Source organism: Streptomyces zhaozhouensis (assembly GCF_900230195.1).
GTDB classification, from domain to species: Bacteria; Actinomycetota; Actinomycetes; order Streptomycetales; family Streptomycetaceae; genus Streptomyces; species Streptomyces zhaozhouensis.
Genome location: NZ_OCNE01000009.1, coordinates 47709 through 64727, shown reverse-complemented (window position 1 = coordinate 64727; position 17019 = coordinate 47709). Strand labels below are relative to the sequence as shown.

Below are 17019 nucleotides of genomic sequence, written 5' to 3'. Positions count from 1 at the left end.
CCGGCCTCGTCCACTTCGTGGGCTGGCTGGTCTGACCCACGGGTCCCCGTACAGGCGTCGGCCCCCGCCCGGAGTCCCACCGGGCGGGGGCCGACCCCTTTTCTCGTGCCTTCCCGTGCTCTCGCGCGTCCGGCTCAGTGGCTGGTGAGCTTCAGACCGATCACGCAGCCGACGAGGCCGAGCAGCAGCAGCACGCGCAGCGGGGTGACGGCCTCCTCCCCCGCGACCATCGCGTAGGCGGCGGTCAGGGACGCCCCGATCGCCACCCAGACCGCGTAGCCGGTGCCGACGGGCACGGTGCGCAGGGCATAGGCAAGACCCGCCATGCTGGCGAAGAGCGCGACGGCGAAGACCGCCGTCGGCCAGGGCCGGGAAAAGCCCTGCGACTTGCCCAAAGCGGTTGCCCAGACGGCCTCAAGACAGCCGGAGACCACGAGAACGATCCACGCCATGACGACGACAACTCCTTGTGCCGTCTTGTCATGGCTGGGTACGGCACCCTCGTCCAGGAGCCGGTCGGGGCTCTGCGGCGAGTTTCGCACAGCGACGCGCCCGGGGCGAGGCCGACCGGGCGCGTCGGGGCCGGCGTGACGGGGCGGCCCGGGTGCGGAGGCGTCAGTGGCTCTCGCCGGCGTCGGCCGCGCGCTTCAGGGAGGCCTCGATCTCGGCCTCGGCCTCGGTGCGACCCACCCAGTTGGCGCCCTCGACGGACTTGCCGGGCTCCAGGTCCTTGTACACCTCGAAGAAGTGCTGGATCTCCAGCCGGTCGAACTCGCTCACGTGGTGGATGTCCCGCAGGTGCTCCATGCGCGGGTCGGACGCCGGGACGCACAGCAGCTTGTCGTCGCCGCCGGCCTCGTCCCGCATCCGGAACATGCCGATCGCGCGGCACAGGATCAGACAGCCGGGGAACGTCGGCTCGTCCAGCAGCACCAGCGCGTCCAACGGGTCGCCGTCCTCGCCGAGGGTGCCGTCGACATAGCCGTAGTCGGCCGGGTAGACGGTCGAGGTGAACAGGTGGCGGTCCAGCCGGATGCGACCCGTCTTGTGGTCCACCTCGTACTTGTTCCGCGATCCCTTCGGAATCTCGATGGTGACGTCGAACTCCACTGGGTGGTCTCCTTAACCGATCTACACACGCGACAGGTGGTTAAGTGTCTCTCACGCCGCCATCGGTATGCGAAAGGGGCTGGTCGGTACCGTGCGATGGGCAGCTCAGATGGTACGTCGCCATCGTTCCGTGGGCCGGCTCGCGGTCGGGGCAGGAGCGGCGGGCCTCGCGCTGGCCGCCGGCCTCGTCGCGCTGACGGGCCCCTGGGACGGAGGGCAGCGTGCCGCCGAACGCGACCAGGCCGAGGCGGCCGAGCTGGAACGCGGGCAGCTGACGGCGGAACGGCTGGCCGGCGGCACACCGGCCGCCCCCGCCGTGCTCAGCCCCCTCGACGGCAGCGCCGCCGCACCCTCCGCCGAGGTGCTCACCCGCGTCCTCACCCCGCTGCTCGAGGCCGACGACCTGGGGGAGGAGGCCACCGGCTCGGTGATCGACGTGTCCTCGGGGGCCGTGCTCTTCGAGCGCGGCGTCACCAGCGCCCGCGCCCCCGCGTCGACCGTCAAGGTCGTCACCGCGGCGGCCGCGCTCGACGCCCTCGGCCCGCACCACCAGCTCACCACCCGCACCGTCGTCGACGCCGACGCCGGCCGTGTCTTCCTGGTCGGCGGCGGCGACACCACGCTGACCGCGAGCGACCTCCAGGGGCTGGCCGACCGCACCGCCCGCGCGCTCGCCGGGCGCGACCTGGACAGCGTCACCGTCGCCTACGACGTCTCCGCCTACGCCGCCGAGACCCACCCGATCGGCGTCAACACCAACATCGCGCCGATCACCCCGCTCCAGGTCAACGCGGGCCGTCTCGACGACAGCACCCACGGCCCCGCGGAGCGTTCCACCGACCCGGCGAAGGACGCGGCCAGGACGTTCGCCGAACGGCTGGTGACGGCGGGCATCGACGTGGAGGGCCGGATCGGCGAGGCCACCGCGCCCGAGGAGGCCGCGCACCTGGCCGAGCACCGCTCGGCGCCCGTCGCCTCCCTGGTCGAGCGGATGCTCACCGACAGCGACAACGACCTGGCCGAGGCGCTGGCCCGGGTGACCGCGGTGGCCAGCGACGAGCCGGGGACCGCCGGCGGCGTCGCCAGGGCCCTGACCGGGCGGGCGGAGGCGCTGGGCGCGCCGCTGGAATCCGTGCGGATCGCCGACGCGAGCGGGCTCGACCGGGAGAGCAGGGTCACGGCCGGGCTGCTCACGGCGGTGCTCGCGGCGGCGGCCGACCCCGAACGCCCCGAGCTGCGGCCCGCGTTGACCGGCCTGCCGGTCGCGGGCTTCACCGGCACGCTGACCAACCGCTACGACGAGGGGAACGGCGCGGGCGGCGCGGGCGTGGTGCGCGCCAAGACGGGAACGCTGACGGGCGTCAACACGCTCGCCGGCACCGCGACGACGGCCGACGGCCGGGTGCTCGCGTTCGCCTTCATGGCGGCGGACACGCGGGACGCCGCGGCGGCCCAGGAGGCCCTCGACACGGCGGCCAGCGCCCTGGCCTCCCTCTCGGTCGCCTGACCCCTCCGGGGGGTCGGCAACGCGTCCGGCGCGCCCCGCGCCGCTGTCGCCGGCCCCCGGCCGGAGCCCTATCCGCTTCTCGGGCGGGCACCGTACCGTGGGAAGCATGACGAGCCTCGGCGGTACCGACCTGGTGGACTGGAATCTCGCGGTTTCCACGGCGACCCGCTTCGCGCGGCCCGGCCCCGAGGTGGGCCGGGACGAGGCGCGGGCCGTGGTCGCCGAGCTGCGGGCGCACGCGACCGCCGCGGAGGGGCACGTCCGTGGCTACACGCGGCTGGACTCCGGCTCGGTCGACACCCCGGTGCTGGTCGTCGACCGGCCCGGTTGGGTGCGGGCCAACGTCGCCGGCTTCCGCGAGGTGCTCCAGCCGCTGATGACCCGGATGCGGGAACGCCGCTCCGGTTCTCCCGGCGGCGGGGTGCTGACGGCCGTCGGCGGGAAGGTCACCGGCGTCGAGGTCGGGATGCTGCTGGCGTTCCTCTCCTCCCGTGTGCTGGGGCAGTACGAGACCTTCGCGCCCGCCACCTCCGCGCTGCCGGCGGGCGGCCCCGGCGCGCGCGCCGGGCGGCTGCTGCTCGTGGCGCCGAACATCGTGCAGGTGGAGCGCGAACTCGACGTCGACCCCCACGACTTCAGGCTGTGGGTCTGCCTGCACGAGGAGACCCACCGCACCCAGTTCACGGCCGTTCCGTGGCTGCGCGACCATCTGGAGAGCGAGATCCAGGCGTTCCTCGCCGAGGCCGACGTGGACCCGGCGACGCTGGTCGAACGGATCAGGCAGGCGTTCTCCTCGCTGACCGGGCGTGGCGGGCAGGAGACCGCGCACGAGACCCCGCGCGAGGAGCCGCCGGTCGAGCCGGCGGGGGAGGACGGCGGCCGCGGCATCGTGGACCTGGTGCAGACCCCGGCGCAGCGGGAGATCCTGGACCGGCTGACGGCCGTGATGTCGCTGCTCGAAGGGCACGCCGACCACGTGATGGACGCGGTGGGGCCCGAGGTGGTGCCGTCCGTCGGGGAGATCAGGGAGAAGTTCACCCGCAGGCGGGAGGCCGGCGCCGGCCGGCTGGACCGGGCGCTGCGGCGGCTGCTGGGGCTGGACGCCAAGCTGCGGCAGTACAAGGACGGCGAACGCTTCGTCCGCACCGTCGTGGAGCGCGGCGGGATGGACGGGTTCAACAAGGTGTGGACCTCGCCCAACACCCTGCCGACCAGGGACGAGATCGCCGATCCCGAGCGCTGGCTGGCACGGGTGCGGCCGGAGGGGTACGAGGGGATCTCCGGGGGCGGCGCGGCCTGAGAGGAAGCGCGGCCGAACGGTTCCAGTAGTGCCGGTGAATCACTCGTATGAGGGACCGTGGGCCCCGGGATGGCGTGCGATGCTCGGGTAACAGCCCTTCTCTGTCACCATTTACGCACCCTGCGTGACAGTCTCGCGTGAGGGTCCCCCCTCAGCCACTCTGCGGAAAGAAGTGATTCGGAATGGGTCCCCATCCCGCGGTCGCCGCGATACGCCTGGCGGTCCGCCGCGTGTTGCACGACATCCGTCACGACGTCGGCTCGCCCACCCCCTCAGGCTCGCCGCCCCTGGTGCTGGTGGCCTGCTCCGGAGGCGCCGACTCGATGGCCCTCGCCTCGGCGCTCGCCTTCGAGGCCCCGCGCCGCGGCCTGCGCGCCGGGGGCGTCACCGTCGACCACGGCCTCCAGCCGGGCTCGGACGTCAGGGCCCGCGAAGTCGCCGATCGGCTGGTCGAGTTGGGGCTCGACCCGGTGGAGGCGACCGCCGTCTCGGTGGGCCACGACGGAGGTCCCGAGGCCGCCGCCCGCGCCGCCCGCTACGCCGCCCTGGACGCCGCCGCCGAGCGCCACGGGGCCGTCGCCGTCCTCCTCGGCCACACCAAGGACGACCAGGCCGAGACCGTGCTGCTCGGCCTCGCCCGCGGCTCCGGCACCCGCTCGCTCGCCGGGATGGCCGCCGTCTTCGCCGGCATCGGGCCCGTCGCCGACGCCGCCGCCCCGCGCTACCGCCGCCCCTTCCTCGCCGTCGACCGGCAGACCACCCGCAGGGCCTGCCTGGTCCAGTCGATCCCCGTCTGGGACGACCCGCACAACTCCGACCCCGGCTTCACCAGGTCCCGCGTGCGCCACGAGGCGCTGCCCGTGCTGGAGAAGGCGCTCGGCCGGGGCGTCGTCGAGGCCCTGGCGCGCACGGCGCAGCTCTCCCGGGACGACGCGGACGCGTTGGACGCCTGGGCCGGCCAGGCGCGGCGCGCCGCCACGGGGCCGGACGGCGCGCTGGAGGTCGCCGCGCTCCGCGACCTGCCCGCGGCCGTGCGCCGGCGCGTGCTGCGCCGCGCGGCGATCGCCGCGGGCGCTCCCGCGGGCTCGCTCTTCGCCCGGCACATCGAGGAGACCGACCGTCTGATCACCGCCTGGCACGGGCAGAGTCCGCTGAATCTGCCGGGCCGCGTCGAGGCGAGCAGGCAGGGTGGCAGACTTGTCCTCCAGCAGGCGAACAGGTGGGCCGACGGTTCTGCGGTCGCGCCGGGGCGCCCTGCGGAGTAGAGCGAGAAGCCGACGGCAGTTAGGCCAGTAGAGAGCAGTGGCACGGGTGCGAGAGTCAGATCTGGGGGCCGACCTGGAGTCGGTGCTCATCACCAGGGAACAGATCGATGCCAGGCTCGGTGAGTTGGCCGCCGAGATCGACGCCAGATACGCGGGCCAGGAGGTGCTCCTGGTCGGGGTGCTCAAGGGTGCGGTGATGGTCATGGCCGACCTCGCCCGCGCCCTGTCCTCGCCGGTCACCATGGACTGGATGGCGGTGTCCTCCTACGGCGCGGGCACCCAGTCCTCCGGGGTGGTCCGCATCCTCAAGGACCTCGACGAGGACATCGCCGGACGGCATGTGCTGATCGTCGAGGACATCATCGACTCCGGTCTCACGCTCTCCTGGCTGCTGTCCAACCTGGGCTCCAGGGAGCCGGCCTCGCTGCGGATCTGTTCGTTGCTGCGCAAGCCGGACGCGGCGAAGGTCGACATCGACGTGGAATGGGTCGGTTTCGACATCCCCAACGAGTTCGTCGTCGGCTACGGTCTCGACTACGCCGAGAAGTACCGGAATCTCCCTTTCGTCGGTACGCTCGCCCCCCACGTGTACGGCGAGTGAACGGGAACCCGGATCGGCCCCCCTCCGTTGAGCAGGGGGAGGCGATCCGTGCCCGGTGCCCGGCAGCGCCGAGCGGTGGTGCTGGGGTACCGTCGCGTTGTACAGCTCAGCTGAGTCAAGGCCGGGCGCAGATCGGCCGACACTAGGACACCCGCGCGCACAGCAGAGCCCGTCCGGGAGCGGCTGTGCCTCTACGTGGCAGGAGGGACGGGGCCGCGCCGCCCCGTATGGATAGACGTGAAGCGCTATTTCCGTGGGCCAGTGATGTGGATCGTTCTGGCCGTCCTCGCCGTGATTCTGCTGATGCAGGTGTTCAGCTCCTCCGAGGGCTACAAGAAGGTGGACACCGGCGAGGTCGTCCAGGCGATCAACCAGAACCAGGTCAGGTCGGCCGAGCTGACCACCGGTGACGAGCAGACGATCAAGATCGAGCTGGCCGAGGGCCAGGAGATCGAGGGCAGCGACAAGGTCAAGGCCGACTACATCGACGGCCAGGGCGAGGACCTCGCGAGGAACCTCCAGTCGAAGTTCCAGGACGACGAGCTGGCCGACGGGTACACCGTTTCGCCCAAGTCGCAGAACCCGTTCGTCGGGATGCTGCTGACCATCCTCCCCTTCCTGCTGATCATCGTCGTCTTCCTGTTCCTGATGAACCAGATGCAGGGCGGCGGCTCCCGGGTGATGAACTTCGGGAAGTCCAAGGCCAAGCTCATCACCAAGGACACCCCGAAGACCACGTTCGACGACGTCGCCGGCTCGGACGAGGCGGTGGAGGAGCTGCACGAGATCAAGGAGTTCCTCCAGGAGCCCGCGAAGTTCCAGGCGGTCGGCGCCAAGATCCCCAAGGGCGTGCTGCTCTACGGCCCGCCCGGCACCGGCAAGACGCTGCTGGCCCGCGCGGTGGCCGGCGAGGCCGGGGTGCCGTTCTACTCCATCTCCGGCTCGGACTTCGTCGAGATGTTCGTGGGCGTCGGCGCCTCCCGGGTCCGCGACCTGTTCGAGCAGGCCAAGGCCAACGCCCCGGCGATCGTCTTCGTCGACGAGATCGACGCCGTCGGCCGCCACCGCGGCGCCGGCATGGGCGGCGGTCACGACGAGCGGGAGCAGACGCTCAACCAGCTGCTGGTCGAGATGGACGGCTTCGACGTGAAGGGCGGCGTGATCCTGATCGCCGCCACCAACCGCCCGGACATCCTCGACCCGGCGCTGCTGCGCCCCGGCCGCTTCGACCGGCAGATCGCCGTGGACCGGCCGGACATGCAGGGCCGTCTGGAGATCCTCAAGGTCCACCAGAAGGGCAAGCCGGTCGCCCCCGACGTCGACCTGTCGGCCGTCGCCCGGCGCACCCCCGGCTTCACCGGCGCCGACCTGAACAACGTGCTCAACGAGGCGGCGCTGCTGGCCGCCCGCGGCGACGCCAAGCTGATCGACAACAAGTTCCTCGACGAGGCGATCGACCGGGTCGTGGCCGGGCCGCAGAAGCGCACCCGGATCATGAGCCAGAAGGAGAAGATGATCACCGCGTACCACGAGGGCGGACACGCCCTGGTGGCCGCCGCCTCGCCCAACAGCGACCCGGTGCACAAGGTGACCATCCTCTCCAGGGGCCGCGCCCTCGGCTACACCATGGTGCTGCCGGAGGAGGACAAGTACTCCACCACGCGGAACGAGATGCTGGACCGCCTGGCGTACATGATGGGCGGCCGGGCGGCCGAGGAGCTGGTCTTCCACGACCCGACCACCGGCGCCGGCGACGACATCGAGAAGGCCACCTCCACGGCCCGCGCGATGGTCACCCAGTACGGCATGACCGAGCGGCTGGGCGCGATCAAGTTCGGCAGCGACAACTCGGAGCCGTTCCTCGGCAAGGAGATGAGCCACCAGCGCGACTACTCCGAGGAGGTCGCCGGGCTGGTCGACGAGGAGGTCAAGAAGCTCATCGAGTCCGCGCACAACGAGGCGTGGGAGATCCTCGTGGAGAACCGGGACGTCCTCGACAACCTGGTGCTCGCGCTGCTCGAACGGGAGACGCTCAACAAGGAGGACCTGGCCGAGGTCTTCCGCCCGGTGGTCAAGCGCCCGCCGCGGCCGGCGTGGACGGGCTCCACCCGTCGTGCCCCCTCGACCAGGCCGCCGGTCAGCTTCCCCACCAAGGAGATCAGCATGGCCAACGGCTCCGCCAACGGTTCGCCCAACGGCGCCGGGGTGGAGAGCGGCGGCCAGCCCTCCCTGGAGAAGTCCCCCGAGCCCAGGCCCGAGGACTGAGCACCCCGCTTTCACCTTTCGACCCGGAATGCTCCCCGCGCCCCTCACGTTCTAAGGTGAGGGGCGCGGTCCGTTGCGTGGACCCCGCAGTGAGGGCATCCGTCGTGAGGAACGAGGAACGGTATGACTGACCCGGTGTCGTTGACGGGTGGGGAGCGCGCACCGGGCGCGATCGGCGCGTTCGACGAGAAGCGCGCCGAGAACGCGGTCAGGGAGCTGCTGTTCGCGGTGGGCGAGGACCCGGACCGCGAGGGGCTGCGGGACACCCCGGCCCGGGTGGCCAGGGCCTACCGGGAGATCTTCGCCGGGCTGTGGCAGCGTCCCGAGGACGTGCTGACCACCACGTTCGACCTGGGCCACGACGAGATGGTGCTGGTCAAGGACATCGAGGTGATGTCCACCTGTGAGCACCACCTGGTGCCGTTCGTCGGGGTGGCGCACATCGGCTACATCCCGTCCGCCTCCGGCAAGATCACCGGGCTCTCCAAGCTGGCCCGGCTGGTGGACGTCTTCGCCCGCCGGCCCCAGGTGCAGGAACGATTGACCACCCAGGTCGCGGACTCGATGATGCGCATCCTCGAACCGCGCGGGGTCATCGTGGTGATGGAGTGCGAGCACATGTGCATGACCATGCGGGGCGTGCGCAAGCCGGGCGCGAAGACGACGACCTCGGCGGTCCGCGGCCAACTGCGCACCCCGGCGACGCGGGCCGAGGCGATGAGCCTGATCCTCGCGCGGTAGCGCTTGGCGCTTGGCGCTTGGCGCGCTGGGCGCTTGGGGGTGGGCGACCGCGGTGCTCGGGCGGTTGCCGTGGGGTGTCGGGTGCGACTCGGTGGCGGGTTGCTCGCGCCGTTCCCCGCGCCCCTTCTCGGCCGGTGGGCGGCTCGGGGGCGCGGGGAACCGCGCGGTGCACGGGTGGCGGGGGTCGGTCGACTGCGGCGCCGCGCCGCTTCTCGGGCGGTGGGCGGTGCGGGTTACCGGGTGAGGTCCAGCCAGTCGCCGACCGCGAGCACATGGGCGCGGTGTCCGGCGTGTGCCCGGAACTCCCCGGCCGGGTCGGCGACCTCCACATAGCCCGGGATCTTCTCCGGCTGCTCCGGCTCGTAGTGAATGGGCACCGCGTGCCGGGCGTCGAGGATCTCCGCGGCGGCCGCCGCCTGCCTCGGGTCCAGCGCGGCGGGCAGCGGGCTCGGCGGGCGCAGGTGCGGCGCGTCGACCACCGCGCCGTTGGCCGGCAGGAACACCGCGTCGAACGGGCTGAACCGGCGCGCGACCAGCCACCAGTAGCCGTGGAACATCGTGTCGCCGCCGTGGAAGATCCGTCGCCCGCCGGCCTCCACCACCCAGTTCAGCTGCGGGTCGCCCAGCCCGTCGACGGAGGGGACCGCGGTGACGCGGAACGGCCCGAGGTCGCGGGTGTCCCAGGCGTCCACGACCTCGACGGCCAGCGGCCGCTCGGCGAGTTCGCGTTCGGCAAGCAGCGTCGTCACGTTGTCCACGTCGTCGCCGTGGCCCGGCGCCGGGCGCAGCACCGGCGCCCCCGGGGCCAGCGCCTCGGCGAGGGCGGCGGCGTCGGTGTGGTCGCGGTGCAGATGGGTGACGAGCGCGGCGTCGGCCCGCCCGCTCGGCGCGGCGAGGCCGGTGCCCGGCCTCCAGCCGGTGAACAGCGGCGTCAGGTCCCGCACGTAGTCGATCAGCAGCCGTCCGCCGCCCGCCTCGATCTCCAGCCCGGCCCAGCCCAGTCGTCGTACGCGCATCCCGCGCTCCTTCGTTCGTCTCGGTGGTTCTCGTCGCTGACTGCCGAGGAATTTAGCGTACGACCGTTCGCCAAATCAATAGCGAACGGTCGTACGCTATCCTCGGTGCATGTCACCACGACGCTCGGCGGCCGAAGCGCTCGCCACCAGGGGCCGGATTCTCGACCGGGCCGCCGGGATCGCCTCCGAGGAGGGGCTGGACGGCATCACGATCGGCCGGCTCGCCGAGGAGCTGGGAATGAGCAAGTCCGGGGTGCACAAGCACTTCGGCACCAAGGAGTCGTTGCAGCTCTCGACGCTGGACAAGGCGTTCGTCGACTTCTGGCACCGGGTGGTCGAGCCGGCGCTGGCCGAACCGGCGGGGCTGCGGCGGCTGCGCGCGGTGTGCGCCAACTCCGTGAGCTATCTGGAGAGGCCGCTGCTGCCCGGCGGCTGCCTGATGACGGCGGCGCTCAGCGAGTACGACGGCCGGCCGGGGGTGGTCCGCGACGCGGTGGCCGAGGTGTGGTCGCGGTGGCGCGGACAGCTGCGGGCGGACCTGGGCGTGGCGGTGGAGAACGGGGAGCTGCCGGACGGCTTCGACGTCGACCAGGCGCTGTTCGAGATCGTCGCGGCGGGGTTGGCGTTGAACGCGGCGATGCAGCTGGACCGTGACGATGCGGCGGCCGGGCGCGCTCGCCGCGCGATCGAGCGAGCGCTGGGGTAGGGGGCGGCGGGGGGCAGGCGACAGCGGTGCCTGGGCGGTTGCCGTGGGTGGTCGTCCTCGGCCCGGTGGTGGGTCGCTCGCGCCGTTCCCCGCGCCCCTTCTCGGTCGGTGGGCGGCCTTGGGGGCGCGGGGAACTGCGCGGTGCATGGGTGGCGGGGGTCAGGCGACAGCGGTCGGGGCTGGCTGGGTGGGTTGTCGTCCTCGGCCCGGTGGTGGGTTGCTCGCGCCGTTCCCCGCGCCCCTTGTGGGGGCTGCGGCCAGCGGCTCAGCGCTTCGCGCGGCCGAAGAAGTCGAACTGGGAGGCCGCGCGTTGCCGCGGGGGCGTCTCGGGACCGGCCGGCCCCGCCGCCGGCGGCGGCACCGGCTCGCGGTCGCCGCGTTGGCGGGCCACGTGGCGGGAGAGATGACGCAGCGACTCCAGCGCCTGCTGGTAGGTGAGCGCCGTCGGCGCGCCGTCCGCCGTGCGGTGGTCGGTGGCCTTCGCCGGCAGTGCCTTGGCCGGCTCGGCCGCCTCAAGCGCCAGCTGCCGGCGGCCCTCCAGGGCCTTGGCCCGCTCGCTCTCCGCCGTGGCGTAGCGGCGCAGCAGCGCCGCGTGCTCCGTGCGGAGCTTGCCCAACTCGGCGCGTTTGTCGGCGACCTTGGCCTCCAGCGTGGCGACCTGCTCCTGGGCCTCCTCCAGCTCGGCCTGCCGTTCCTCGGCCTTCCAGCTGAGCCCGGCGCGGCCGGCGCGTTCGCGCGCCACCTGCCGGCCGGCCGCCAGGTCCCAGCGGCGCAGCTGGACGGCGGCGACCACGGCCGCCAGCGCGGCGACGGCGGTCAGCGCACGCAGCAGCGCCGCGTCACCGACCAGCCAGGCCGCCGCGGCGCTGGCCACGGCGAGCGCGGCCAGCGAGGCGGGCAGCAGCACCTTGTGCAGCGCTGAGCTACGGTGACGTCCACGTGCCATGGTCGAAACCTACCGTGACCGCACGGGCGCGCGGGAGGGTGACCGACGGGTTGTGCCCGGTCGGTTATCCGGCGCGGGCGGCGCCTTCCGGCCCCGCCCCTCCGGCGGTCGAGGGGCTACCCGACGAGCCCCCGCTCGACCAGGTAGTCGTGCGCGGCGTCCTCCGCCTTGCGGCGTTCGGAGTCCACCTGGCGGTTGAGCTCCTTCAGGTCCTCCGTGGTCAGGGTCGCCGTCAGCTCGTCGAGGGCGTCGAGCGCGTCCTGCTCGCCGCCGAGGCTGTCGGCGTTGACGACGGGCAGCAGGTTGTCGGCCTGCTGGAGCCGCTGGTCGTCCTCCAGCGTCACCAGCCCGAAGTCCTCCAGCACCGCGTCCGTGGTGGAGACCAGCGCCAGTTCGGCCTCGCCGCGCTGCACCGCTTGCTTGCCCTGGACGGTTCCGACGCCCAGCGGAACGATCTCCGTGACGTCGATGCCGTACGTGTTCTCCAGGCCCGGCTCGCAGAACGGCCGCTGGGGGCAGTCCTCACCGGCCGCCAGGCGGACCGGCTCACCGAGTTCACCCAGATCGGTGAGGGTCGTGAGGTCGTTCTCCGTCGCGAACTCCTCCGTGACGGCGAACGCGTTCTGGTTGACGGCGTCCCCCGCGTCCAGCACGGTCAGGCCCCGGGGCTCGGCCAGCTCCCGCAGCGCGGTCACCGTGTCCGCCACGTCGGAGGAGGCGACGGGCTCGGCGTCGGGGCCGTTCTCGTCGGTGTTGAGGAACTCGGCGAGCGTCGCCGCGTACTCGGGGACCACGTCGATCCCGCCGCTCTCCAGCTCCGGTTCGTACAGCTCGCGGCTGTCCACGTTGGTGATGGAGACCGAGTAGCCGGCCTCCTCCAGCACGCCCCGGTAGAGCTCGGCCATCAGCGTCGCCTCGGTGAAGTTGGCGCCGCCGACGGTCACCGAGCCCTTGCCGTCGCCGCCGTCGGAGGAGCCGCCCGACTCGCTCTCCTCCAGGCTCTCCCCGCCGCAGGCGGTGAGGGCGAGGGCGAGTGCGGCGAGGCCGGCCAGGGGCAGCCGGGCGCGGCGAACGGCGCCGGCGCGGAATGTCGCGGTCACGTGGTCTCCATCTCGGGTGTGGTCGTGGCCCGGCCCGGGGAAGCCGCCGGCCGTTCGTCGTCGGGGGTCCGGCGCGCGTCGCGGGGACGGCGACGCGGGTCCGCCAGCCGCTGGAGCAGCGCGAGCGCGCCCTCCACCAGCAGGGCGAGGCCGGCGACCAGGACGGCGCCGGCGAAGACCTGCGGGGTGTTGTTGGTGTCGAAGCCGGCGGTGATGATCCGGCCGAGGCCGCCCCCGCCGGCCAGCGCGGCCAGCGAGGCGGTGGCCACCAGTTGCACGGCGGCGGTGCGCAGCCCCGTCATCACCAGCGGGTAGGCGAGGGGGAGCTCCACCCGGAACATCAGCTGGAGCGGGGACATGCCCATGCCCCTCGCGGCCCCCACCACGTCGCGGTCGGCCTCCGCCACCCCCACATAGGCGTTGGTCAGCAGCGGCGGCACCCCGAAGAGCACCAGCGCGATGATGGTCGGGGCCTCCCCGTGCTCCCCGACCGGGCTGATGGTGAGCAGCACCAGCACGGCGAACGTGGGCACCGCGCGGCCGGCGTTGGAGATGTTGATGGCCAGCGTGCCGCCGAAGCGCCGCCCGCCGCCGTGGCCCAGCCAGAACGCCAGGGGCAGCGCGATGGCCGCCGAGAGCAGCAGGCAGAGGCCGGTCAGCTCCAGGTGTTCGGAGAGGCGTTGCCAGACCCCGCCCGTGCCCGACCAGTGGTCGGCGGTGGTCAGCCAGGCCCAGGCGTCGATGATCGCGTCCATCTCGGGCTCCCCGTCAGGCCGTGGCCCGGTTGTCCAGCACGGCGTCGCGCCCCTCGGCCCCGGCGGCCCTGCGGACGCGCCGCCGCCCGCCGCCGGCGGCCCTCGTCCAGGGCGTGAGCAGGCGCTGCAACCCCAGCAGCAGCAGGTCGGCGGTGACGGCGAGCAGCACGCAGAGCACCGAGGCGGTCAGCACCTGGGCCTTGAAGTAGCTGTCCATCGCGGCGTAGATCAGGTTCCCCAGGCCGCCGTTGTCGACGATCGCGCCGACCGTGGTCAGTGAGACCGCCGAGACGGTGGCGATCCGCAGCCCCGCCATCAGCGCCGGGAGCGCCAGCGGCAGTTCGACGGCGAAGAGCAGCCGGGTCCTGCCGTAGCCGAGGCCGATCGCCGCCTCGCGGGCCTCGGTGGGAACGGAGTCGAGCCCGGTGAGGATGTTCCGCACCAGGATGGTCAGCGAGTAGAGCACCAGGCCGCAGATCACCAGCGAGACCGAGATGCCGAACATCGGCAGCAGCAGCGCGTACATGGCGAGCGTGGGAATGGTGTAGAGCACCGTGGTGGCGCTCAGGATGCCCGCCGACGCGAGCCGCCAGCGGCGGGCCAGCAGCGCGAGGGGGAAGGCGATGAGCACCGCGATGCCGATCGAGGTGGCGGTGATCACCACGTGGTCGACCGTGGCCTCGGTCAGTTCCTCGCTGCGACTGCGCAGGTACTCCCCGCAGATCCACTCGTTGGCCGCCAGACAGCTCTGGGCGGTTGCCGCACTCATGTTCCAGCAGCCTAGACGGTTAACCTGACAGAATCATGAACATGTTGCGGTTCGAGCACGTCTCCAAGCGCTACCCCAACGGGACCGTGGCCGTCGACGACCTCGACTTCGAGGTGCGCGAGGGCGAGCTGGTCACCCTCGTCGGGCCGTCCGGCTGCGGCAAGACCACCACGATGAAGCTGGTCAACCGGCTGGAGGAGCCGACCGCCGGCCGCATCCTGCTCGACGGCGAGGACATCTCCCGCGTCGACCCGGTGAAGCTGCGCCGCCGCATCGGCTATGTGATCCAGCAGGTCGGCCTCTTCCCGCACCGCACGGTGCTCGACAACACGGCGACCGTTCCGGTGCTGCTCGGCCGGGGCCGGAAGGCGGCGCGGCAGCGCGCCGGCGAGCTGCTGGAGCTGGTCGGCCTCGACCCGGCCGTCTACGGCGGCCGCTACCCGGACCAGCTCTCCGGCGGGCAGCGGCAGCGGGTCGGCGTCGCGCGGGCGCTGGCCGCGGACCCGCCGTTGCTGCTGATGGACGAGCCGTTCGGCGCGGTCGACCCGGTGGTGCGGGAGCGGTTGCAGAACGAGTTCCTCCGGCTCCAGCAGGAGGTCCGCAAGACGGTGCTCTTCGTCACCCACGACATCGAGGAGGCCGTGCGGCTCGGCGACCGCATCGCGGTCTTCGGCGAGGGGCGGATCGAGCAGTACGACTCGCCGGCGGCGGTGCTGGGCGCGCCGGCCACGGACTATGTCGCCTCGTTCGTCGGCAGCGACCGCGGCCTGAAGCGGCTCTCGGTGACGCCGGTGGAACGCGGCGACCTGGAGCAGCCGCCGGTCGTGCACCTCGCGGACTCGATGGCGACCGCGCGGGAACGGATGCGGGCCGACGGGGTGCGCTGGGCGGTCGTGCTCGACGAGGACGACGTGCTGCACGGGTGGGTCTCGGTGGGGGACACCCCGGGCGACGCCGCGCGCGGTGGCACGGTGGCCGAGCACGCGCGGCGGATGGAGGCGTGGCTGCGGCTGGGCTCGTCGCTGAAGACGGCGTTCAGCACGATGCTCCAGTACGACGCGGGGTGGATAGCCGTGCTCGACGAGGAGGACCGGCTGCTCGGGGTGCTGACCCCGAGCACCCTCCACGAGGCGCTGCGTCGCTCCATCGACGCGGACACCCGTTCGGTCGAACGGTCGGACGTCGAGTTGGAGACGGTGAGCGGGGTCTAGGCTCTGTCCGGCGGCGGCCTCCGGTGTGGCGGGTCGCTCGCGCAGTCGCCCGCGCTCCTTCGGAACCCCGAGGCCGCCGGGGGCTACGCCCGGGAGCCCATGGGGCCGGTGGGGTCGTCCTCGTCGCCTTCGGGGAGGCGGCACACCCGTTCCAGATACAGCGCCGCCGCCACCACCGCGACGCCCGCCGCGACGGCGAGCCCGGCGTACAGGGCCTGGTCCCTGCGGTTGGGCACCTCCATCCGCTCCAGCAGCAGGAAGAGCCCGAAGCCGCCGTACGCCCCGGCCACCAACGCCGAGACCAGCGCGCTCGCCTGTCCGAAGACCACCGCGCGGGCGGCGCTCATCCGGTCCACCGGCCGCGCGTCCGGGCGCCGTTCGCGCTGGGCGCGCAACCGCGCGCGCAGCGACAGCGCGGTGCCCAGCAGCACCGCGGCGATCAGCGCCAGCACGACCGGCGCGAGAAGGGGGACCGCGGGCAGCGTGTTGTCCATCGAGTCCCAGAGCCCGGCCCCCGCCCAGCACAGGCCGAACGCTGCCGCGAACAGCCCGGCCAGCGTGCCGATCCGCAGTTGGTTCACCGCTCCGCGCGCCCCTCGTCCATCTCGTTCGCGTCCCGGGAAGTCCCCGGGCGAGCCCCCCGGGCCCCTGGTCAGTCGGGCAGCACCAGTGACAGGTCCTCCCGCAGCACGACGCCCTGGTCGTCGACCGAGGGCAGCAGCTCGCGCAGCGGTCCATGGCCCGGCACCTCGGCGCCCGGGTCGACATCGTGCCACGGCACCAGCACGAACGCCCGCTCGTGGGCCCGGGGATGGGGCAGCGTGAGGGCCGGGTCGGCGGAGACGACGCCCTGGTAGGAGACGATGTCCACGTCCAGGGTGCGCGGCCCCCAGCGCAGGTCGCGGACCCGTTCGAACGCCTCCTCGATGGCCTGCGCGCGCTCCAGCAGCGAGGAGGGCGGCAGGGTCGTCTTCACCAGGACGACCGCGTTGAAGTAGTCGGACTGCTCGCCCTCGGCGACGCCCAACGGGCGGGTCTCGTAGATCCGGGAGACGGCTTTGACCCGGACGCCCGGGGTGTCCTCCAGGGCGTCGACGGCCCCCTGGAGGTTCTCCAGCCGGTTGCCCATGTTGGCACCGAGGGAGAGCACGGCGCGCATCGGGTTGTGGAGGGTCGAGTCGGCCGCGTCGACCTGCCGGACCACGGACGCCGGTACCGGCTGCACGGTGGGGTCGGGGGAGGAGGCGGCGTTGCTGGGGGTCATGCTCGGCTCCGTTCGATGCTGATGGTCACGTCCTCGAAGGGCACGGTGATCGGGGCGTGCGGCTTGTGCACGGTCACGGTGACCTCGCGCACCGCCGGGTGGGTCAGGCACTGGTCGGCGAGCCGCTGGGCCAACGTCTCCAGCAGGTCGCAGGGTTCGCCGGCGACGACGGCGACGATCTGCTCGGCGAGGACTCCGTAGTCGACGGTCAGCTCCAGCGCGTCCGCCTCTGCGGCCGGCCTGGTGTCCACGCCGAGTTCCACGTCCACCACGAAGGTCTGGCCCTCGGCGCGCTCACTGGGGAGGACCCCGTGAAAGCCCTGTGCGCGTACTCCACGCAGCGTGATGCGGTCCACGGCCTCACTCCCTCGTCTCTGGTCTTGTCCGACTGAGCGCGCGCTCCGGTGTCCCGTGCGCCGCCGGTCCCGTTCGGGTGCTCACCGCCCGGGGGTTCGAATCTACC

Annotated in this window: 18 protein-coding genes and 1 riboswitch; of the genes, 8 read left to right on the top strand and 10 right to left on the bottom strand. The window is 72.8% G+C overall.

Annotated features, from left to right (window positions below):
- Nucleotides 1-134: 134 nt before the first annotated feature.
- Together CRP51_RS14555 and CRP51_RS14550 are read right to left on the bottom strand one after the other, a co-directional pair.
- Nucleotides 135-452 (bottom strand): DMT family transporter, encoded by a 318-nt coding sequence (locus CRP51_RS14555; RefSeq protein ID WP_097231612.1) that lies wholly within the window; start codon nucleotides 450-452, stop codon nucleotides 135-137.
- A gap of 14 nt (nucleotides 453-466) precedes the next feature.
- A riboswitch (guanidine-III (ykkC-III) riboswitch) is annotated at nucleotides 467-528 on the bottom strand.
- Nucleotides 529-615: 87 nt separating this feature from the next.
- On the bottom strand, nucleotides 616-1110 hold the full coding sequence (locus CRP51_RS14550) for an inorganic diphosphatase (protein ID WP_097231611.1): 495 nt from the start codon (nucleotides 1108-1110) through the stop codon (nucleotides 616-618).
- Between the two features lie 109 nt (nucleotides 1111-1219).
- Between CRP51_RS14550 and dacB the strand changes: the two genes are divergently transcribed.
- The 6 genes from dacB to folE all read left to right on the top strand — a co-directional run bounded on the left by dacB (nucleotide 1220) and on the right by folE (nucleotide 8789).
- Nucleotides 1220-2617: a D-alanyl-D-alanine carboxypeptidase/D-alanyl-D-alanine endopeptidase gene (dacB, locus tag CRP51_RS14545; protein WP_097231610.1), complete on the top strand. Its 1398-nt coding sequence runs from the start codon at nucleotides 1220-1222 to the stop codon at nucleotides 2615-2617.
- 106 nt (nucleotides 2618-2723) lie between these two features.
- The gene (locus CRP51_RS14540; RefSeq protein ID WP_097231609.1) at nucleotides 2724-3917 is read left to right on the top strand and encodes a zinc-dependent metalloprotease; all 1194 of its coding nucleotides are present in this window, start codon (nucleotides 2724-2726) and stop codon (nucleotides 3915-3917) included.
- A gap of 182 nt (nucleotides 3918-4099) precedes the next feature.
- Nucleotides 4100-5182: a tRNA lysidine(34) synthetase TilS gene (tilS, locus tag CRP51_RS14535; protein WP_097231608.1), complete on the top strand. Its 1083-nt coding sequence runs from the start codon at nucleotides 4100-4102 to the stop codon at nucleotides 5180-5182.
- A gap of 46 nt (nucleotides 5183-5228) precedes the next feature.
- Nucleotides 5229-5783, top strand: a complete 555-nt coding sequence (gene hpt, locus CRP51_RS14530; RefSeq protein ID WP_170970557.1) for a hypoxanthine phosphoribosyltransferase — start codon at nucleotides 5229-5231, stop codon at nucleotides 5781-5783.
- Nucleotides 5784-6014: 231 nt separating this feature from the next.
- Nucleotides 6015-8048 (top strand): ATP-dependent zinc metalloprotease FtsH, encoded by a 2034-nt coding sequence (ftsH, locus tag CRP51_RS14525; protein ID WP_097231739.1) that lies wholly within the window; start codon nucleotides 6015-6017, stop codon nucleotides 8046-8048.
- 123 nt (nucleotides 8049-8171) lie between these two features.
- A complete protein-coding gene (folE, locus tag CRP51_RS14520) occupies nucleotides 8172-8789 on the top strand; it encodes a GTP cyclohydrolase I FolE (protein WP_097231607.1) in 618 nt (205 codons plus the stop codon).
- Between the two features lie 233 nt (nucleotides 8790-9022).
- Here folE and CRP51_RS14515 read toward each other — a convergent pair whose 3' ends face one another.
- Nucleotides 9023-9805 (bottom strand): MBL fold metallo-hydrolase, encoded by a 783-nt coding sequence (locus tag CRP51_RS14515; RefSeq protein ID WP_097231606.1) that lies wholly within the window; start codon nucleotides 9803-9805, stop codon nucleotides 9023-9025.
- Nucleotides 9806-9914: 109 nt separating this feature from the next.
- On the opposite strand from CRP51_RS14515, the gene CRP51_RS14510 reads away from it, so the two are divergent.
- Entirely contained in the window at nucleotides 9915-10511 is a 597-nt protein-coding gene (locus tag CRP51_RS14510; protein ID WP_097231605.1) for a TetR/AcrR family transcriptional regulator, read from the top strand.
- 265 nt (nucleotides 10512-10776) lie between these two features.
- Here the strand turns inward: CRP51_RS14510 and CRP51_RS14505 are convergent, their stop codons facing one another.
- The 4 genes from CRP51_RS14505 to CRP51_RS14490 all read right to left on the bottom strand — a co-directional run bounded on the left by CRP51_RS14505 (nucleotide 10777) and on the right by CRP51_RS14490 (nucleotide 14081).
- Nucleotides 10777-11457: a hypothetical protein gene (locus CRP51_RS14505; protein WP_141514606.1), complete on the bottom strand. Its 681-nt coding sequence runs from the start codon at nucleotides 11455-11457 to the stop codon at nucleotides 10777-10779.
- A 116-nt stretch (nucleotides 11458-11573) separates the two neighbouring features.
- Nucleotides 11574-12557, bottom strand: coding sequence for an ABC transporter substrate-binding protein (locus tag CRP51_RS14500; RefSeq protein WP_245880578.1), 984 nt, complete (start codon nucleotides 12555-12557; stop codon nucleotides 11574-11576).
- Nucleotides 12554-13312, bottom strand: coding sequence for an ABC transporter permease (locus CRP51_RS14495; RefSeq protein ID WP_097231603.1), 759 nt, complete (start codon nucleotides 13310-13312; stop codon nucleotides 12554-12556). Before CRP51_RS14495 ends, CRP51_RS14500 begins: the two co-directional genes overlap by 4 nt.
- A 13-nt stretch (nucleotides 13313-13325) precedes the next feature.
- Nucleotides 13326-14081, bottom strand: a complete 756-nt coding sequence (locus CRP51_RS14490; RefSeq protein WP_097231602.1) for an ABC transporter permease — start codon at nucleotides 14079-14081, stop codon at nucleotides 13326-13328.
- Between the two features lie 41 nt (nucleotides 14082-14122).
- On the opposite strand from CRP51_RS14490, the gene CRP51_RS14485 reads away from it, so the two are divergent.
- On the top strand, nucleotides 14123-15292 hold the full coding sequence (locus tag CRP51_RS14485) for an ABC transporter ATP-binding protein (protein ID WP_097231601.1): 1170 nt from the start codon (nucleotides 14123-14125) through the stop codon (nucleotides 15290-15292).
- An 83-nt stretch (nucleotides 15293-15375) separates the two neighbouring features.
- On the opposite strand, the gene CRP51_RS14480 is transcribed toward CRP51_RS14485, so the two are convergent.
- The 3 genes from CRP51_RS14480 to folB form a co-directional block, all read right to left on the bottom strand.
- Entirely contained in the window at nucleotides 15376-15873 is a 498-nt protein-coding gene (locus tag CRP51_RS14480; RefSeq protein WP_097231600.1) for a DUF3180 domain-containing protein, read from the bottom strand.
- A gap of 71 nt (nucleotides 15874-15944) precedes the next feature.
- Nucleotides 15945-16556 (bottom strand): 2-amino-4-hydroxy-6-hydroxymethyldihydropteridine diphosphokinase, encoded by a 612-nt coding sequence (gene folK / locus CRP51_RS14475; protein WP_097231599.1) that lies wholly within the window; start codon nucleotides 16554-16556, stop codon nucleotides 15945-15947.
- On the bottom strand, nucleotides 16553-16912 hold the full coding sequence (gene folB / locus CRP51_RS14470; protein WP_097231598.1) for a dihydroneopterin aldolase: 360 nt from the start codon (nucleotides 16910-16912) through the stop codon (nucleotides 16553-16555). Before folB ends, folK begins: the two co-directional genes overlap by 4 nt.
- Nucleotides 16913-17019 lie beyond the last annotated feature (107 nt).

Coding starts and splice junctions, on each gene's coding strand:
- folE (WP_097231607.1), top strand. CDS start 8,172: ATGACTGACCCGGTGTCGTTGACGGGTGGGGAGCGCGCACCGGGCGCG.
- CRP51_RS14485 (WP_097231601.1), top strand. CDS start 14,123: ATGTTGCGGTTCGAGCACGTCTCCAAGCGCTACCCCAACGGGACCGTG.
- CRP51_RS14515 (WP_097231606.1), bottom strand. CDS start 9,805: ATGCGCGTACGACGACTGGGCTGGGCCGGGCTGGAGATCGAGGCGGGC.
- CRP51_RS14540 (WP_097231609.1), top strand. CDS start 2,724: ATGACGAGCCTCGGCGGTACCGACCTGGTGGACTGGAATCTCGCGGTT.
- CRP51_RS14510 (WP_097231605.1), top strand. CDS start 9,915: ATGTCACCACGACGCTCGGCGGCCGAAGCGCTCGCCACCAGGGGCCGG.
- CRP51_RS14555 (WP_097231612.1), bottom strand. CDS start 452: ATGGCGTGGATCGTTCTCGTGGTCTCCGGCTGTCTTGAGGCCGTCTGG.
- CRP51_RS14495 (WP_097231603.1), bottom strand. CDS start 13,312: ATGGACGCGATCATCGACGCCTGGGCCTGGCTGACCACCGCCGACCAC.
- CRP51_RS14490 (WP_097231602.1), bottom strand. CDS start 14,081: ATGAGTGCGGCAACCGCCCAGAGCTGTCTGGCGGCCAACGAGTGGATC.
- folK (WP_097231599.1), bottom strand. CDS start 16,556: ATGACCCCCAGCAACGCCGCCTCCTCCCCCGACCCCACCGTGCAGCCG.
- dacB (WP_097231610.1), top strand. CDS start 1,220: ATGGTACGTCGCCATCGTTCCGTGGGCCGGCTCGCGGTCGGGGCAGGA.
- tilS (WP_097231608.1), top strand. CDS start 4,100: ATGGGTCCCCATCCCGCGGTCGCCGCGATACGCCTGGCGGTCCGCCGC.
- CRP51_RS14505 (WP_141514606.1), bottom strand. CDS start 11,457: ATGGCACGTGGACGTCACCGTAGCTCAGCGCTGCACAAGGTGCTGCTG.